Genomic DNA, 16,879 nt, shown 5'->3' on the forward strand with positions numbered 1-16,879 from the left:
GCTCAACTACGAGCCAACTCAGGCTACCTAGAATCGACGCGCTCCTCCAGCGTCCATCTCCGACAACCAGACGAAGGCCCTGACGGGACGGCTACGACGGCGGTCGTCTGAAGTCGAGAAGGCGGTGCCCACCCGCACCGATGGGCACCGCCGGCCTTTCCCCTCGGCTCAGGCCGAGGCGCTTGTCTCCTCGTGCTGTGCCCGCATCATCATCGTGATGTTGTCGCCGAGGGCGTCCAGCGTGCAGTCGAGGTTGTTGTCGAAGCCGCCCTCCCCGCCGAGCTCCGTCACGTAGACGAACGTCACGTCGCAGATCAGCGCGAACACCTGCGACCGCACGTCGCCACGGAACATCGGATAGCGGTCAGCGAGCAAGACCACCAGCTCATCCTTGGTCATCGGAGCCCTTCGATCTTCAGGTGGCTGCCGACCGGCCCGATAGCAGCGGGCCACTCGGTCGCCTGGGGATGGTTCGCAGCGGGCGCTGCGCTTGATGTCATCCGACGGAGTCGAGGCGCCGCGCGGACGTCCCGGTATCCGCGTGACCGGACAGATCCAGATCCGTCCAGATCGTGTGTCCGAGGTCAGGGCTTCCATGGATCCCGATCGCCGTCGCGAGCTCCGAAACGATCAACAGACCCCTTCCACCCAGCTCAACGTCGAACTCGTCAGGCTCAGCGGCCGGGCGAGGCGGCTTCGGACCGCCGACGAGCCACCCCGCCCCGCCGAGGTCGGTCACCGCCAGATAGGCCAGCTCACCCAGGCTGACGTCGACACCGAACCAGCCCTTCGGCTGGCCGGAGCGCGTGTAGCAGACGGCGTTCGCCGCCAGCTCCGTCACGATGAGCCCGGCGTCCTCCTCACGCCCCGTCCCCGCGAACAGCAACTCCACCAGATGACGGGCCCGCGCCACCTGATCCCGCTGCCCGGGGAACGTCATCCGCCACGTCAACGGCCCTCCCTCAGCCCGCCACTCCTCGGCCGAGCTGGTCGTCCACCGTCTGCGCGCCATGCCCATCTCTTCCTTCCCGTCCTTCTCCGTGATGCCGGGCCCGAATCCCGGCCGGTCGTTCCTGAACGCGATCACCCGTGCTTCTTCCACCACCGCTCGACCACCCCACGCCAACGCCCCTGCTCCGACACCTCCTCGGCGTTCCGGACCGTCGGCACGGCCAGCGCCGCGATCCACACCAGCCCCACCGCCAACGGAACCTGATGCTCCGCAACCGCCACCGTGACCCGCCACTGCTCCCGGCTCCCCAGCGAACGCGGAATCAGCAGCGCGGGCCCACCCGCAGGCCGGGCGATCCGATCCGCCAGAATCAGCACCCTGCCGACCACGTCACCCGCCCCGACCTCGCCGCTACGCAGCAGCCGACCGACGAAGAAGTCACACGCATCCACCAGCGGCTCCACCACCGCGCACACACCCCACCGCGTGATCACGGCCTGGACGGACGGCACCAACACCTGCGCCTCCTCCACCAGCCACGTCCACCCGCCGTCCTCCGCCAGCTCCCACTCCTCCACCAGCCGCGCCGCCGCCTTGTACAACCCGGCCAGATCATCGACCAGGTCCGGATGCAGCTCCCCCGCACCACGGCTCCCCACCATGCGCCCCTCCCCCACGAACACCGCCGAACCCCAACAGCCCGGCGGACGCCCATCGGGCCCCACCTCCCAACACCCGGTCAAGTCACCGAACCCCCGCCCATCCGAGAACGCCCAGCTCACAAGCTCCCCTCCGTCTCGACGCCGCTCGCGTGCGGAACCTCGGCCATCGGGCTCTCCATCACCCGGACGAACGCCGCCGCGAAGTGGACGGCTTTGCGCTCGACCGGAAGCCCGTCCCAGCCCTCACCGCCCTCGGCCAACGCCAGAACCCGCGCAATGTCCTTCAACCGCGGCAGCGCCTCGGTGAACGCCCGCTTCAGGTTCGTCGGCCAGCCGGCCGGAATCTGAAAAGCCAGCTCCTCACGGGGAATCCCCGCCGCGGCCATCATCCGGACCATGTTGAGCATCGCGACCTGCGCGACCGGGATCAGCCGCTCCACCTGCCGCTCCAACCCCTCCGCTCTCGTTTCCTCTCCCACGAGTCCCTCACCTTCCGCACGCGTACCGATCCGGTCACCGAAAGCGAACACCTGCGAAATGGGGATTGTCAGGAGGAGACTGGAGGAGATGCCAGGAGAATCCCCAGGTACCGGCCACGAAGCAGGCCTAAAATGAGCGACGATGACACCCGGCCCGCATGGGCGGAAGACATCCGCGCCAGGCGTCTCCGCCGATGCTGGACACAGAACGACCTCGCACGCCACCTCGAACAGGCAGCGGACCCCAAGACCCGCACCAAACTCCCCAGCCGCAGCTCGATCATCCGGGAAGTCCGCTTCCACGAATCAGGCGACCACCAGCCCGGACCGCTGTACGCCGAGCTCTACCGACGCGTCTGGGCCCGCCACCCCGAACGGGCCGCGCCGCCGGCACCCGAGCCGGCCACCGACCCGCTGGCACTCGCTTGGACGGTAGGGAGGCTGAACCAGCGCATGGACCGCCGCACCCTCCTCCAGCTCACCACCGCCACAGCCGCCGGTGCGGCCCTTGATCCCGCCCAACGCCTCCTGCGTGCCCTCGCCGGCCGCCACCGCCTCGACGACACGACCATCACCCACCTCGAAGACCGCACCAAAGGCTTCCACCGGCTCGAGGAACACCTCCCCGGAAAGCTCCTCTACCCGGCGCTCCTCACCCACCTGAACGAGGTCAGCGCCCTCCTCGAAGCCAGACCCCCAGAACCGCAACGCCTCCGCCTGGCGACGGTGGCCGGCGAAAGCGCCGTCCTGGCCTCCTGGTTCGCTTGGGAACACGGCGACGGGCCATCAGCCGCCACCCACGCCCGCCTCGCCACGGTCGCCGCCACCCACGCCGACGACCCCGCGATCGCCGCCTGCATGGCGGGCTACCGCACCTACATGACCGGAACCGACCGGGCCCGCAGCGTCCGCATCGCCCGCGACGCCCTCACCCACCTCAACGGCCACGACCCCGCCACCCGAGCCTGGCTCCTGGCCCGCCACGCCGAGGAAGCCGCCCTCCTCGGCGACCAGCCCGGCGCGCTCGACTCCATCCGCGACGCCGAAGACACCTACACCGGCGCCGACCCCACCACCCGCCCTTGGACGTTCTTCCTCGACCCCGGCCGCTTCGCCTCCATGAGCCTGACCGTCTACTCCCGGCTCCACCGCCCGGACGACGCCCTCAAAGCCATGGACGACATCCACCAACACCTCGGCCCCGACACCGAAACCAAGAAACTCTGCGTCGTCCAAGCCGAGATGGCCCTCACCCACTACCGTCTCGGCGACGTCCCCGAAGCCCTCACCTGCGCCCGCTCAGCCCTCGACGCCACCACCCGAATGGCGCACCCCCTCGGCTGGGACCGGCTCGACACCTTCACCGCCGAACTCGCCCCATCCCACGACCCGGCCGTCCGCGCCTTCCGCACCGAGTACGCCGCTACCCGTCCCCAAGCGAAACAGCCGTCTCTGCAGTAATCCACCCCAAATACTCCCCAAGCCCACCCTCGATCGGCACCGCCACGATCTCCGGCACCTCATACGAATGCACCCCCCGCACCACCTCCACCAACTCCTCCAACCGCCCCGACGTGGTCTTCATCAAGACCAAAAACTCCTCCCCTCGCCGGACCTCCCCCTCCCACCAATACACCGACGTAATCGGCCCACTGACCTGCGCCCCCGCCGCCAACCGCCCCCCGACAACCACCTCCGCAATCCGCTCCGCCTGCTCCCAACTCGCCGCCGTCACCCGAACTTCCAAATAACGCCCCATACCACCCGACCCTACGCCGAACAGACCAACCCAGATCAGCCCCGAAACACAAGCCTGGACGCCGACCGCCCCCACCCTCCAGCGCAGCACTCCCCGACATCCGCACGACTCCGGCGAGACGCTCTCCGAGGCACGCCCCTCCAGCTCCCCTACGCCGCCGAGGCGGGCTGGGGCTTCGCGATTTCAACGGCTAGCTACTGAAGGGGCCCCGGAACACGGTTTCCATGCCTTCCAAGACGGGCCGGGCTTCATGACGACGGCGTGATCATCGTGATCACGGCCATCTTCGCGTTTCCATGCCCCCAAGGCGGGCTGGCTCGCGACAAAACGACCAAAAGCCGCTCACGCGTGCACATCCCGGCGTTTCTATACCCTGCGAGGCGGCCTGGGCTTCGTGACGCTGGACCTCATGGCGGAACACGGCTTCACCGCCGGTTTCTATGCCCTCCGAGGCGGGCTTGGCTCCGTGACTGCTCACGCCGAACCTTCCGAGCTGGGCCAGATCGTGGGTTTCTATGCCCTCCGAGGCGGGCTTGACTCCGTGACATCGTCCCGTCCAACGGCATCACGTTCAGCCTGATCGTGTTTCTATGTCCTCCGAGGCAGGCTTGGCTTCGTGACCCCAGGCCGTTTCTGGTCTGTTTGACCTGGTGCTTTGATGATCGTTGCGCGGGGGTCGAGGTCAGGACAATTTACGGGCATGTCAAGGGTCTTCGCCGAGAGTCCGATGGGGATTGAGCTGGAGCGATGAGATTTGCGCGCGCAGAGGTTGACCGGACCTAGATATAAGAGCGAGGTTTCAGCCCAGATGACCGTTTTGACTGGCTCGAGTTGCGGATAAGACTATCCAGTAGTCGACGCGTTCTTCGAGAGTACGGTTTCCGTAGATATGAGGCGTTGGGCGAGGCCGGTCGTGGTCAGCGGGTAGAGGCGGATCTGGTCGGTGTCGGGGTCGATGAGGCTGCGGAGGTGTTCGCGGAAAGCCACGGCGGCCCTCCGGCGCACGCCCCGGACATCCACACGCCCCCGGCGAGACGCCATCCGAGGCGCGTACTTCCAGCTCCCCTATGCCCTCTGAGGCGGGCCAGGCTTCTAACAGGGTGCCCGAAGACCTCCGGCAACGCCGGTCTGTTTCTATCCCTCCGAGGCGGGCTGGGGCTTGCGACCAAGCTCGTCAAGACCGACCGGATGTACTACTACAGTTTCTATACCTTCAGAGGCGGGCTTGGCTTCGTGACGCCGCCACCGAGACCGCAATGGCCTTCGGCGAGCTCTACCGCAAGTTTCTATGCCCTCCGAGGCGGGCCGGGCTTTGTGACTAGCTCTGGTACGCGTACGCACCGAAGTACGCGGTTTCTATGCCCTCAGAGGCGGGCCAGGCTTCGTGACCTCCTTGTCGTTCGATAACGCCGCCGTCAACGCGTTTCTATGCCTTCTCCGAGGCGGGCTGGGCTTCGTGATCGCGACCATGCGTGATCGCAGCACAGGTGATCAAGTTTCTATGCTCTGCGGTCTGGCGGAGCCGGCTTCGCGGTCATCCTGTTCTTCTGGAGCGGCGCGGTCACGATGTTTCTATGCCCTGCGGGCCACGGTTGGGTTCTCGTGCCTTGGTTGGGTGAGTTCGGTGGTGGTGGCGCCGTAGCCGTGGGTGGTTTGGGCGCCGGTGCCGGAGTAGGTGGCGTAGCGGGTGAGGGTGGTGAAGGCGGTGCGAGTGGGGGGTGGGGTGTTGGTGGGGAGGTTGAGGGTGGCGGTGCCGACGAAACCGGGACGGGGTTTTCCGTAGCCGGAGTCCATGTGCAGGGTGGTGAGGTCGTAGTCGGCGAGGTAGGCGGCTCTGGCCAGGTCGTCGACGAGGTCGTCAGGGAGGTGGAGCGGGGAGTCGTTGGGGAGGGAGGCGTTCCAGCGGCGGGCGTAGCCCTTGAGCATGAGGCGGGGGTCGGGGAGGAGTTCGGCTCGGCCGTCGCGGGAGAAGTAGGTCGGAGAGCGGAAGGTGAGGGTGGCTTGGGTCGCGGTGGAGGGGGTGAGGAGTTCGGCGTAGGACTCGGTGGTGAGCGTGGCGTCGCGGACGTGGAAGGTGACGTGCCCCAGCCGGACCGTTTGCAGGGTGGCGAGGTTGAGGGGTGGGGAGGCGTCGCCCAGCCAGGTGAAGTGGAAGACGATCGCGGCGGGGTCGTCCGGGTTGGGGCCGGGCGGGCGGAGGGTGAACTGTTTGGTCTGCGAGGTGTGTTCGGTGCGGGGGCCTTCGAAGAGCCGGCAGGCGAGTCCGTGGGCCTGGCGGACGTCGGGTTTCCACGGGTAGGTGGGTACGAGGTGGAGGGTGAGGTGAGACGGCACGGTCAAGGCCCCGGGACGTAGCGGTCGTAGTCGGAGGTCGTTCGGTTGTGGCGCATGGGGGTCCAGCCGGTCGCGTGGAGGTAGCGGCCGACGGCCACGGAGATGACGACGGGGCCTCGCAGATAGAGCAGCCCGGGGGCGGCGGGCATGGCCGCGGCGGTGGCGAGGATGGCCGCGACGGTCGACTCGAAGGCGCTCGTGGTCGGTTCGATGCCGGCGGCCGGGAGCGTGGCGATGACGGTGGCGGTCACGGATTCCCGACGTGCGGAGGCCAGGACCTGCTGGGTGAAGCTCGCCTGGCCGGTGGGTCCGCTGAGGTTGACGGCCAGGGCCATGGGGGTGCCCGGGGTGAGTTTCGTGGGCAGGTCGGTCAGGGTGACGGGTACGGGGTCCGCGGTGGTCGCGATGCTGAGGTCGAGGGGTCGCGGCTGTCCGGGCGGGGTGGGGGTGAGCCGGACCGCGAGGAAATGGGAGTCGGCGGCGCCGGGCGCGGAGTAGTAGAGGTCGACGCGGCGGCTGCCCGCGCGCAGGCCCCCGCCGAGGTGGAAGGCGACCTCTTGCCTGCCGACGAACAGCAGGCCGATGCTCCGTGCCCGAGGTTCGGCCCGGCCGAGGGTATGGATGGCGGAGTCGGTGCGCGTACGGAGCTCGGGGAAGTCCTCGGGCCGGTCGACAGGGACTTGAACCATGGTTTGGAAAACGAAACGTCCCGCGCCGTAGTGGGCGAAGGCGTCCGCTTCGTCTTGGTAGCGGCCCTGGTCTCCTGCGCTGTCGGTGGCGAGCACCGACAGGGCGACACCGGAGCGCAGGGTGCCCAGCAGCCAGGCTCCCCCGCCGGACAGCAGCAGACCGAGGAGCGAGAATCCCGCCAGGTACCACCAGCGCAGCGAGGTGTCCTTGGCCAGCGCGTCGACGAGGAGCGAGACAGCGCCGGCGAACATGGCGGTGCCGAGGGAGACGAGCAGCCCCCCGATGATGTTCCGCAGCTGGCGGCGGGCTTGGGCCATCATGGCTGGTCCAGGCGGGCGAAGGTGAGTGGCATGAGTCCCGCGACTTCGTAGAGGACGACGGGTAGATCCCGCCATTGGTCGGCGACCGAGACCCGGCCCTCGCCGGCCGGCCACGTCCTGCTGGTGCGGACGGTCACGTCGACTTCGTCGCCGGTGAGGTCGAGTTGGCCGATCACCGCTTCCGGTCCGTCGATACGCAGGCGCAGGAGGCTGGTGTCGTTCCACGCCCACAGGACGGTGGCGAGCGGCGGGTCTTCGGGGGCCGCGCCGACGGTGAAGCCGTCCAGGTCGGCCCAGGCGCAGCGGTGGCCGTCGAGGAGTTCGCGTGCTTCCGGCCAGCTCTTTCGGCCGTGTCCGATCAGGGTGGCGCGGCTCATGGGACGGCCACGGGCTCGGCCGGTTCGGCCGGCGATGAGGGGACGAGGCGGATCGTGCCCTGCCCACGCTGGGCTCCCCCACCGACGCCGATCAGACCGTCGTTGAGGTCGTGGACGACGTGGAGCAGAAGGTTGCGTTCCCAGTCGGAGACGGTTCCCAGGGGAAGGATCCGCAAGTTCATCTCGCCTCTCACGATGACGTGGTCGGTGAAGAGCAGTTTGTCGCGGGCCCCACCGGTGACTCGGTCGATCGCGACGTGGGTGCGTTGTTCGGTCACGGCTTTTTCAACGGGGCTGTCGGTGAAGATGAGGCGGCCTCGCCCGAGGGTGGATCCGAACAGATCACAGAGCGGGCAGGAACCGCAACCACGCTGTTCGGTGCAGGCGGCGACGTCCGGGCGCACGGTCCGCAGAATGAAGCCGACGCGGGAGCGGAACAGGCCTTTCCAAGTGCTGCCGGGAACGAGCGGGGTGGTACCGCGGCTCCTGATGAGCGCCGCTTTCGTGCCCGCTTCCTGCGATCCGGTCCCGATGTGCAGGGCATCGCTGAGGTAGAAGCGGACGTCGATCAGCGGCTCGTCGTCGACGTCGGGGAGGTCGACGTTGGTGAGTGCGGTGTATCTGCCGGGGCCGGTCGTGGTGAGCCACGCGTGGAGGTCGTCGTCTTGGTCGAGGTCCATGGCACGGTAGGCGAGAGACCGTAGTTGTGCTCGTCCCGCGCCCTTGGTGCGGTTGCCGCCGATGGCGGGCCGCCAGGATGCCAGCGCCTGGAGTTCGGTTTCGGTCAGCGGGCCTTCGTGCATCCCGTAAAGCTCGATGACGGTCGCTTCGTCGACGATCCGTGCGTGTCGGAGTGATTTGGCGCGCGCTGCTTTGCGTTGGGGGTCGATCGCCGTCGAGGAGATCACGGCCGTGGCGGGCGCGGCGAGGATGTTGGCGCCGAGCAGCCAGAGCCGTGAGGGTTGCAGATCGGCTGCTCCTGCCGGGCTTCCCATCAGCTTCTCGGCCAGGCCCTTGTCTCGTAGGTGGGCGCGCAGCGATCCGGCGAGCGATGTCGCCGGGATCCATGGCCGGCCTGCGGGGTCGGTGAGGAGTTCTTTGTCGACGGCTGCCGCCCCGACGTCAGATGCCCCGATGGACCAGCCCGCCTCTGCGTCGATCACCGCCTTGATCAGAGTGATGATCATGGGTTGGCCACCTGTTCGAGCCGCAGTTCCAGCAGGGCGAGCGCGGCCGGGAGTTGCTCGGAATTGAACAGTTCTCGGACGGCCTCGGCTTGCGGGTCGTCGAAGTGGATCGCGACCCGTTCCTGGAAGAAATCCGCGATGACGGCTGGGCGTCCGCGTTCCCGCGCCACGAGCGCCTGCCGTCCGCGGTCCAGGAGCCAGCGGACCTCCCGTTCACGGTCCAGCAGGCCGAGGTCGCGCACCGCGTCCAGAGCGGTCGGCTCCGGCTGCTGCGTCTCCGAACTCCGCGCGGGGAGCCGCCATGGTGCGGGATTGAGCTGGACGGTGCCGAAGCCTTCGCTGCGGCGGAGCCCGATGCCCTCGCGGGCGAGTCGTTCGGTGTCGCCGCCCTCCGACAGGTGCAGGACGGTGACGGACCCCATGTTCAGGGCGAGTTCGGTCGGTTTGGGTAGTCCGGAGGCGGCGTGCCAGCCGCCGACACGTTGCGGGCGCGTCCACGTCCGGGACGTTTTGAGAGCGCTGCCGGGCAGGCCGAGCAGACGGAGGATCTCCGGGACCGGGTCCAGGCTCGGGCGGCCCACGTCGTCGACGACGATGGCCGGTCCCGTCAACTGGACGATGAGAGCGCCGTCCGGACGAGGCGAATCTGGGACGGCGCGGGGGGCGGCGGGCGTGGTCCGTAGGGTGACATGGCCGGAGGTGGTGGTCCGGCCGCCCAACCACAGATGCCGTTCCTGGTCGAGATAGGGATGGGAGCCGGTGATCGTGCCCCGGTAGGTGCGGGCGCTCGACAGTTCACGGCGGGCGTAGAGGTGGCCGTCCTTGGCCCGCCCGTCGTCCTCGAGCGCGGCGCGCAGAACGCGACGCACCTGAACGCCGACGATCTCACCTTTTCCCGCGTCGATTCCACCGCCGCAGTTCGGGCAGCGGACGGCCTCCTCGTCGACGGCGGCATCGGCGCTCCAGGCGAGGCAGTCGCTGGTCCGCGGGTATTTGCAGCGCTGCGCAGTCAGGGGCGTCACGGACGTTCCGTCCTGGAGGAGCCGGCCGTAGCGGATCTCGCCCTCGAACAGGTCGATGAACTCCTTCCGGTGCGGGTTGGTGCGCGCGGGCACACCGTGCTCCTTGATCCAGGCCGCTGCGAGCGCGCCGCGCAGGACGCTGCCGGGGATGTAGTCCAGTGAGGTCTTGTCGAAACCGACTTCGGCGGGGCCGCCGAGGATCAGACCCTGGTGGGCGGTGATGGTGACGTCACGCATCGAGCCTCCGATGGGCGCGCAGCAGCTCCTGCTGATCTTTCGTCCAGGGTTGCTCCGCGTCGACGCTGACCCAGCCCAGTCCTCGTCTGCGGTTCGAGCCGAGGGAGGTGATGGCCAGGGCGCTCGCGGTAAGTACCGTCTGGTGCAGGTCGAGTCGTTCGGGGTCGATCCGGTCGCGGTCGAGGAGCTCGAACCAGCCGGTGGCGGCCCACAGCTCCGCGCCGGTCACGAGCGCGCCGTCACTCGCGGTGCCGGTTGACGGGTCGATGGACAGCCGGGTTCTGGTCGCCGCGGTCGTCTCGGCGAGGGTGGCGTCGCTCCACCACCAGGGCGAACGGCCGGAAACGGAACCGAAAACCTCGTCGCACAGCGCCTTGTCGAGTTTGAGGATGGTGTTGGCGTTGGCGCGCATGATGCCTTTGAGGCTGGAGGCCGGCAGCGGGTTGACCGGGTCGAAGGTCGTGTCGAGACCGTCGGAGGCCGCACCGGTCGACACCCGGAACGGGACGTGGAACCGCAGCGTGAACCTCATGCCCGCCACCACCGGGTGATCGACACGAGGTTCCTGGTCTCGGTGACGTTCAGCTCGTCCAGAACGGACCTCACGATCGGGTGGCCGTTACGGCGAGCCCACACCCGCGACAACGCCTCCGCTTCCTGCCGCCCGGGCAGGCTGAGGTGGCGGGCGAGCTCCTGACGGCCGCTGTTGGGGATGGCCGTCAGCTGGGTGAGGACTTCGCGGTAACGGTCGAGCCGGTCGATGGTGATCGCCTGCCGCCATGCGGGGGACGCTTCGCCGTCCTCCGTGACATCCGTCCAGGCGACCGCCGCGTGCGCCCCGCTCGTGTCGTGTTTCGCTTTCCGGAGCGTCTGCTCAGCGATGTGGACGGCGCGAGCGTAAGGGAACTTGTGGTGGGCGAAGACGACGCCCGCCGACATCGTGGGCGCCGCCACACCATCAGGGGCCAGACCCGCCACCTGCACCTCGAACTCGGCCAGGAAACGACGGACGAACCGCCACGCACGGTCGGCGACGACCGACACGACGAGATCATCACCGCCCAGGACGTGCGGGACGACCGGCACGATCTGATCACCCGTGTCGATGACGCTCCCAGCGCTGTTGACCAGGGCGTTCCAGGTCGCCGCCGAGATGGCGGCGGAGATCGTACGTTTCTGCGACGCGTCCAGAGCGTCGAAGAAAGCGCCGAGACCGTTGCCGTCGAACGCGATCGTGGCCAGATGGTTTCCCCGGCCGCCCAGAGCAGCGAGCTCCTTGAACTCCTTCGCCGTGCGCAGATGGCCTCCGGTCAGGGACCGCAGCTCCTCCAGCAGATCACGTTCGGTGCCCAACGCGTCGTCGTCCTGGTCGCCGGTGTTGCGGCGACCTCCGGCCAGTTCCCTGGCCTGGCAGTCCGCGCACCGGCGCTCATACACCCGGACGTCCACCCGGCACGCCTCGCAGGTCGTGGCGGGCGGGAAATCAGGGAGCGGTGGGAAAGCGTCGATCCGGTCGATCATTTTCGGCCGGGCGTCCGGATAGGAGGCGGCGCTCGCCCACATCGCCTGGAGGTCCGCGCCGGGGAGGCGGGTGCGCAGATGGAGCAGAAGCCGGGTGGCGATCTCTGCTTCGTGGTGCTCGGGGACCATGAGGTGGACGACGCCGTCGACGTCTCCGGCTTCCTCATGAATGGTCACCCCGTCCGGAAGCCAAGACGCGAGAGCAGTCCGTGACGTTTCGTTCTTCAGCAGCCAGGACGCTCCGCGGCGGAGCCTCAAATCGGGGGTGCGCGCGATATAGGACTGGATGCGCACGACCCCGACATCCACGTAGGCGGGCATCAGGACCCCCCGAATCTGATCGTCTGATCGTCCGCAGGGTCCGCCGGATCCGGGAGCGGCACGATCTTCTTCGGATTCTTGAGGAACCGGCCGTTCGTGTCTTTGAAGAACATGAACGACCGGTCGAGATTCTTGCCTGGGCCACCTTGGGGATACCAGATCAGCTGGGCGTCCACGCCGTCCTGGCGCAGAACACGGCCGAGGACGGGCCAGTACTGGGCGGCCTGCCGCCCGACCGATCGGTACACCGATCCGAGGAACTCGTCCACGAACTGCTCCGCCGACGCCCTCGTCTCAGCGACACCCGTGTAGCGGTCGGCTGGGACCCACCAATGAAGATCCGAAACCTCCGCGGTGCAGCTCCCCAGCCCGAGGGGCTTGCCACCGCCGAGCCGCAACGCGTACTTCGCATCCGGCTGCTTCTCGACCTTCCGGAAGACCGTTTCGGGGAGGAGCGTCATCAGAAGGGAGCACAGCTCCGTCAGCGACACGTTGTCGAAGGCGATCCGCTGAGTGAACGTCGTCCCTGCCGGGACGACGTGCCTGGCACCGGACATGGCCTCGTTCTTCTGCTCGGGCCGGGCGATATGCCGGGGCTGTTCCTGCGCCGCGGGATCGCCATGCCAGTAGAACTTCCTGCCACGGACCCGTCTCGGCGGTGTGCCGTCGTGTTCACTGCCCCAGGAGGCCGACGGAAGCTCGGACTCGTTACTCGCTGCGCTGACGTCGCTCATCTTCAGGTAGAACTGACCGGCGCCCGGCCTCGGTGCGCCCATCGGCGCCAAACGATCGATCTGTTCAGTCGTCACCTTGTGCGCTACGGCGTCACCCACACGAAGATGCCCCGCATACGAGTGCTGTTCGGCCTCTTCGCCGGGCACCGATCCCCTGGTGTCGGCCGAACCGAACAACCGGCACGACGGACACAGGCCCTTCCCGTCGTCAGGGCTATCACCATCCCCGCCGAGGTCAGGGTCGTAGCAGGCACTGAACGGAACCCGGTCCCCCATCGGGAACTCGCCGTGCTCCCGCCAGATCGCCGCCATCGACAGCGCGGCCACCCCGTCCTCACGCCGCACCCAGACCACATCGCCGGGCCACAATCTGCCCGTGACCTGCCGCCGCCGGCCGACGGTTCGCCTCTGCCACATCACGTCTTTGAACAGCCGCTCGGTACGCCACCCCTTGACGTCATCAGACGGCTGCCGCCTGCCCGCGGCGGCCCGAATCCGGCGCATATCGTCGGTGCCCTCGCACAGTCCCGCGTAGTCGTCCCAGACCCCCTCAGGCACCGGAAGCAACTCTCCCTTGTCACCTTCCAGCAGCCCCGCCGCGACGAAGAACTTCTTCGAGTTCTGCCTGGCCCCGGCGTCCCCGACCAGAACCGTCCACGAGCCGTTTCCGCGGACGCCTCCCCCATCTGCCTCCATCCGGCCCAGAAGGCCCGCCTGGATCGCCCACTCCTCGATCCCGATCCGATCGCCCGTCTGCGGGACGCGCCCCAACGCGCCGCGCACCGCCTCGATAGGAACCCACACCGTGCGCGTCGCCATCTCGATCTCCGTCGCACGCCCGTCCCGTGTCGACGCCCGAACCACACCCAGCGACCAGCGTTCGTCCTTCGCCGCCGCGGGCTGCCGATAGACCGGCACGAACTCATCATCCAGAATCCGCAGACAGCCACCCACCAACGTCTCGTGCAGCGACCGCAACGCGCCCTTCACCGCCGACCCCGGCACCACCACCCGCCCCACCGCAGGCCCATGCCCCGATGGCAGCAACAGCGGCGTCAGCAGCGTCCACGTCACCGTCATCCGGCCGCTCACGTTCCCCGGAACGGCCCGCGCATGACCAGCCGGGCGCTCCCGCACCACGTTCTCCGGCAACGGCACGAACGTGTACGGATTAACGAACTCCACCGGCTGCCCTCACCGCCAGCACACCGGACCGCAGTCCGGGGACGTCGCCACCCGGCACCGCAAAGACGACCAGATCACCCAAAGCAACCCCTGACGCCTCAGAACCCACCTAGCCGCCGCCACCCCGTAATCCCCAGCGGCCAGACGAGGCCATCACGAAAACGGAATCTCGCCCTGCAATACCCGCACCAGAGAACAACCAGGGCTCGACGTTACCCACCCAGAAGCCGCCACGCCAGGCAAACCCGCCAACTCCCCCTATGACCTAGCTCCACAAGGCCACCCGCAAGCTGACGGCGTGCCGACAAGGGCGATCCCCGCGACATCCTCAAGGCCCGCGTTTCTATGCCCTCCGAGTCGGGCGGAACTGCCGACGGCTCATCACCGCCGACATGCTCCTCGGTCTCGTTTCTATGCCTCCGAGTCGGGCGGAGCTGCTGACGCTTCGTCTCGTCGGCGCTGCAGACGCAAGTTCTATGCCCTCCGAGTCGGGCGGGGCTGCTGACGGAGCCCCGTCAACAAGACGGCGATGGCCTACTACGAGTTTTTTCTATGCCCTCCGAGTCGGGCGGAGCTGCTGACCCCTCGCCACATCCGCCTCGAGGCGCCGCGCTTCTAGTTTCTATGCCCTCCGAGTCGGGCGGGGCTGCTGACCCCATCGCTGATTCGGGGCCTCTGAGCTGGGGTAACGGAGATCGTTGCGCGAGCCCCGTCGGCAAAGAGGCGAGTTGACACCTCTTGGATTTTCACCGGGCCTCCGCAAGGCCAATCAACTGCAGTAGGGAGTTGCGCGCGCGTCCCTTGACTAGACCCTGTCAGTACACGTCCGGTTTCAGCGTATTCAGGTTCGGTCACGGGCTGGCTCAGGGTACCCAGAATCGGCGCGTTCCTCCAGCGGCCGATGCCGTCGACCAGGCGAGGCCCTTGTTGAGACGGCGCTCCTACCCGCGCGTCGAGCCGCGATGCGGAAAGGCTGCGGAACCGGCGTTTCGTGGGGAGACTGGTGCTGTCGGAGGAGATGCCGTAGGGCGGAGCCGGGGTGAGTTCGGGCTATGAGCAGGCAGTCGCGGCCGGGCTGGGCCGAGGACATTCACGTCAGGCGGCTTCGGCTGTGCTGGACGCAGAATGAGCTGGCGCGACGGCTGGAGCTCGCAGCGGACGCCGCGACCCGCAAGCAGCTCCCGTCACGGAGCTCGATCATCCGCGAGATCCGCTACCACGAGAGCGGCGAACACCAACCCGGTGCCGTCTACACCGAGCTGTACCGGCGCGTCTGGGCGCAGGCCGATGCCGGTGTGAACCCTGCGGACGGCCCACGGCCTGTCGTCGAGATGGATGATCCGACAGGGATCCTCGCGCAGGCCCCGATCCCTGGTCTCCTCCAACGTCGACCAAGCCGTTCTTCAGATCGCCCGCAGCTCCATCGACCACGTCATCGCCGCCTACGAGGGGCAGGGCCCATGGCCGCTCGTCGGCGACATGCGCGGTCTCCGCGCCACGCTCCACGTGCTCCTGGAAGGCCGGCAGTCTCTTGCCCAGCGGCGGGAGCTGTTCGTGCTGGCCGGGCAGGTCTCCGGGCTGCTGTCCTACATGGCCGTCAACATGGGACGGCCCGTGCTCGCCGACGCTTACGCGACGGAAGCGGCGATGCTCGCCCGCGAAGCCGACGACGCCGAGCTTCAGATGTGGATCCTGGGGACGCGTTCGTTCGGGCTGTACTACCAGGAGCGTTATGCCGAGGCCGACGCAGCTGCCGCCGCCGGAGTGGCGCTGGCCCCGCGAAGCCCTCACGCGATCAGGCTCCTGATCAACGGCCGTGCCCGCGCCCTCGCCAGGACCGGCGACCGCACCGACTCCGAACGGATGATCGGCACGGCGTTGGCGCTGTCCGACAGCTCCGAACACCTGCCCGGCGGCATGTCGTCGTGCATCGCGTTCGCCCCGTACAGTCCGGCGCGCACGACGGCGAACGCGGTGACCGCCTACCTGTCCCTCGGCAGGCCCGACCAGGTGCTCCGCTACGCTGACCAGGTGGACGAGCTGGTCGAAGGCTCCGATTCGCGTTGGAGCAAAGCCCTGGTCCGTCTCGACGTCGCCACCGCCCTCCTCACCCAGCAGGCCCCGGAGGTCGAACGCGCGATGGCGTTGGGCCGCGAAGCCCTGGACGTCACAGCGCAAGCACCGATCCGCTCGGTAGGACAACGTGCCCAAGAGCTCGCCCGCCAAGCCGACCGGTGGGAGACCGACCCCGCTACCACCGCGTTCCGCGACTCACTCGACCAATGGGGTTCGGGACCACGCGCGGCCACCCTGACCGAGAACGCCTAGGACCAACCTGATGACGACGCCTCTCACCGCAGACGAGCGGGCTTTCCCCGTCACCCCGCCCACCGACCTCGACGCCCCTCAGACGATCATCGAGCATGACCGTCGAGCGTTCGAGCAGCTCGACTGGATGAAAGACCACTGGGACCGCGACCGCTGGCACGCCGACTACCGCGCCTACTACTGGATGCTGACCTTCCCCACCGCACCGGAACTGGTGAAACTGGCCAGGCGATGCCAGGAAGCGCTGGCCCCGCTGGGCCTCGACGACGTCCCCGAAGACGGCCTCCACATCACCCTCCCGAAGATCAGCGAAACCACCACGGTGCAACGGGAAACCGTCGAACGCCTCGCCGCCACCGCGATCGGAGCCCTCCCCGACGCGTTCACCATCACCGCCCACCCCCTCACCGCCTCCCGCGGCGCGGCCCGCTTCACCATCACCCCCTGGCGCCCCCTGGTCGAACTCCACCAGAACTTGACGCACCTCACCAACGACGCCGGGCTCCCCGGCGGACGACCCACCCGCCAGTTCCGCCCCCATCTGGGCGTCGCCTACAACAACCGGAAACGACCGGCCTCCGAAATCCGTGCGCTCCTCCGCCCGCTGCAGCACCTCGACCCCGTCCCCCTGCGCGTCACCTCGGTCGAGCTGGTGGAGCTGCGCCGCGAACACACCACCTACCGCTGGGACGTCATCGCGAGCGTCCCCCTCCGATAAATGATCTTCTCCTCTGATCTCCTCTAGCCTGGCCTCGATCCGTCCGCGTTCAC

16 protein-coding genes are annotated in these 16,879 nt (G+C 68.2%); 3 read left to right on the forward strand and 13 right to left on the reverse strand.

Going from position 1 to position 16,879, the window contains the following annotated elements; genetic code table 11:
• Positions 1-168: 168 nt before the first annotated feature.
• The 4 genes from ACYVE7_RS00070 to ACYVE7_RS00085 form a co-directional block, all read right to left on the reverse strand.
• Entirely contained in the window at positions 169-381 is a 213-nt protein-coding gene (locus ACYVE7_RS00070) for a hypothetical protein (protein ID WP_460362044.1), read from the reverse strand.
• Between the two features lie 115 nt (positions 382-496).
• Positions 497-1,087, reverse strand: coding sequence for an ATP-binding protein (locus ACYVE7_RS00075; protein WP_460362045.1), 591 nt, complete (start codon positions 1,085-1,087; stop codon positions 497-499).
• A complete protein-coding gene (locus ACYVE7_RS00080; RefSeq protein ID WP_460362046.1) occupies positions 1,084-1,614 on the reverse strand; it encodes a hypothetical protein in 531 nt (176 codons plus the stop codon). The genes ACYVE7_RS00075 and ACYVE7_RS00080 overlap by 4 nt, the downstream gene beginning before the upstream one ends.
• A gap of 116 nt (positions 1,615-1,730) precedes the next feature.
• Entirely contained in the window at positions 1,731-2,093 is a 363-nt protein-coding gene (locus tag ACYVE7_RS00085) for a hypothetical protein (RefSeq protein ID WP_460362047.1), read from the reverse strand.
• Positions 2,094-2,225: 132 nt separating this feature from the next.
• On the opposite strand from ACYVE7_RS00085, the gene ACYVE7_RS00090 reads away from it, so the two are divergent.
• On the forward strand, positions 2,226-3,554 hold the full coding sequence (locus ACYVE7_RS00090) for an XRE family transcriptional regulator (protein WP_460362049.1): 1,329 nt from the start codon (positions 2,226-2,228) through the stop codon (positions 3,552-3,554).
• Here the strand turns inward: ACYVE7_RS00090 and cutA are convergent.
• The 9 genes from cutA to ACYVE7_RS00135 all read right to left on the reverse strand — a co-directional run bounded on the left by cutA (position 3,517) and on the right by ACYVE7_RS00135 (position 13,747).
• Positions 3,517-3,852, reverse strand: a complete 336-nt coding sequence (cutA, locus tag ACYVE7_RS00095; protein ID WP_460362171.1) for a divalent-cation tolerance protein CutA — start codon at positions 3,850-3,852, stop codon at positions 3,517-3,519. The genes ACYVE7_RS00090 and cutA overlap by 38 nt on opposite strands.
• A 1,572-nt stretch (positions 3,853-5,424) precedes the next feature.
• Positions 5,425-6,186, reverse strand: a complete 762-nt coding sequence (gene cas6, locus ACYVE7_RS00100; RefSeq protein WP_460362173.1) for a CRISPR system precrRNA processing endoribonuclease RAMP protein Cas6 — start codon at positions 6,184-6,186, stop codon at positions 5,425-5,427.
• 2 nt (positions 6,187-6,188) lie between these two features.
• On the reverse strand, positions 6,189-7,196 hold the full coding sequence (locus ACYVE7_RS00105) for a hypothetical protein (protein WP_460362051.1): 1,008 nt from the start codon (positions 7,194-7,196) through the stop codon (positions 6,189-6,191).
• A complete protein-coding gene (locus ACYVE7_RS00110; RefSeq protein WP_460362052.1) occupies positions 7,193-7,573 on the reverse strand; it encodes a hypothetical protein in 381 nt (126 codons plus the stop codon). The genes ACYVE7_RS00105 and ACYVE7_RS00110 overlap by 4 nt, the downstream gene beginning before the upstream one ends.
• Positions 7,570-8,760: an RAMP superfamily CRISPR-associated protein gene (locus ACYVE7_RS00115; RefSeq protein ID WP_460362053.1), complete on the reverse strand. Its 1,191-nt coding sequence runs from the start codon at positions 8,758-8,760 to the stop codon at positions 7,570-7,572. The genes ACYVE7_RS00110 and ACYVE7_RS00115 overlap by 4 nt, the downstream gene beginning before the upstream one ends.
• The gene (locus ACYVE7_RS00120; RefSeq protein ID WP_460362055.1) at positions 8,757-10,019 is read right to left on the reverse strand and encodes a type III-B CRISPR module-associated Cmr3 family protein; all 1,263 of its coding nucleotides are present in this window, start codon (positions 10,017-10,019) and stop codon (positions 8,757-8,759) included. The genes ACYVE7_RS00115 and ACYVE7_RS00120 overlap by 4 nt, the downstream gene beginning before the upstream one ends.
• Positions 10,012-10,551, reverse strand: coding sequence for an RAMP superfamily CRISPR-associated protein (locus ACYVE7_RS00125; protein WP_460362056.1), 540 nt, complete (start codon positions 10,549-10,551; stop codon positions 10,012-10,014). The genes ACYVE7_RS00120 and ACYVE7_RS00125 overlap by 8 nt, the downstream gene beginning before the upstream one ends.
• A complete protein-coding gene (locus tag ACYVE7_RS00130) occupies positions 10,548-11,861 on the reverse strand; it encodes a Cas10/Cmr2 second palm domain-containing protein (protein ID WP_460362058.1) in 1,314 nt (437 codons plus the stop codon). Before ACYVE7_RS00130 ends, ACYVE7_RS00125 begins: the two co-directional genes overlap by 4 nt.
• Positions 11,861-13,747 (reverse strand): hypothetical protein, encoded by a 1,887-nt coding sequence (locus ACYVE7_RS00135; protein ID WP_460362060.1) that lies wholly within the window; start codon positions 13,745-13,747, stop codon positions 11,861-11,863. The genes ACYVE7_RS00130 and ACYVE7_RS00135 overlap by 1 nt, the downstream gene beginning before the upstream one ends.
• Before the next feature lie 1,368 nt (positions 13,748-15,115).
• On the opposite strand from ACYVE7_RS00135, the gene ACYVE7_RS00140 reads away from it, so the two are divergent.
• Positions 15,116-16,108 carry a hypothetical protein gene (locus tag ACYVE7_RS00140; protein ID WP_460362062.1) on the forward strand — a complete coding sequence of 331 codons (993 nt, stop codon included), beginning with the start codon at positions 15,116-15,118 and terminating at the stop codon, positions 16,106-16,108.
• A 10-nt stretch (positions 16,109-16,118) separates the two neighbouring features.
• Positions 16,119-16,826, forward strand: coding sequence for a 2'-5' RNA ligase family protein (locus tag ACYVE7_RS00145; protein WP_460362064.1), 708 nt, complete (start codon positions 16,119-16,121; stop codon positions 16,824-16,826).
• The last annotated feature ends 53 nt before the right edge of the window (positions 16,827-16,879 follow it).

The sequence above is a fragment of the Actinocorallia lasiicapitis genome (assembly GCF_054778695.1).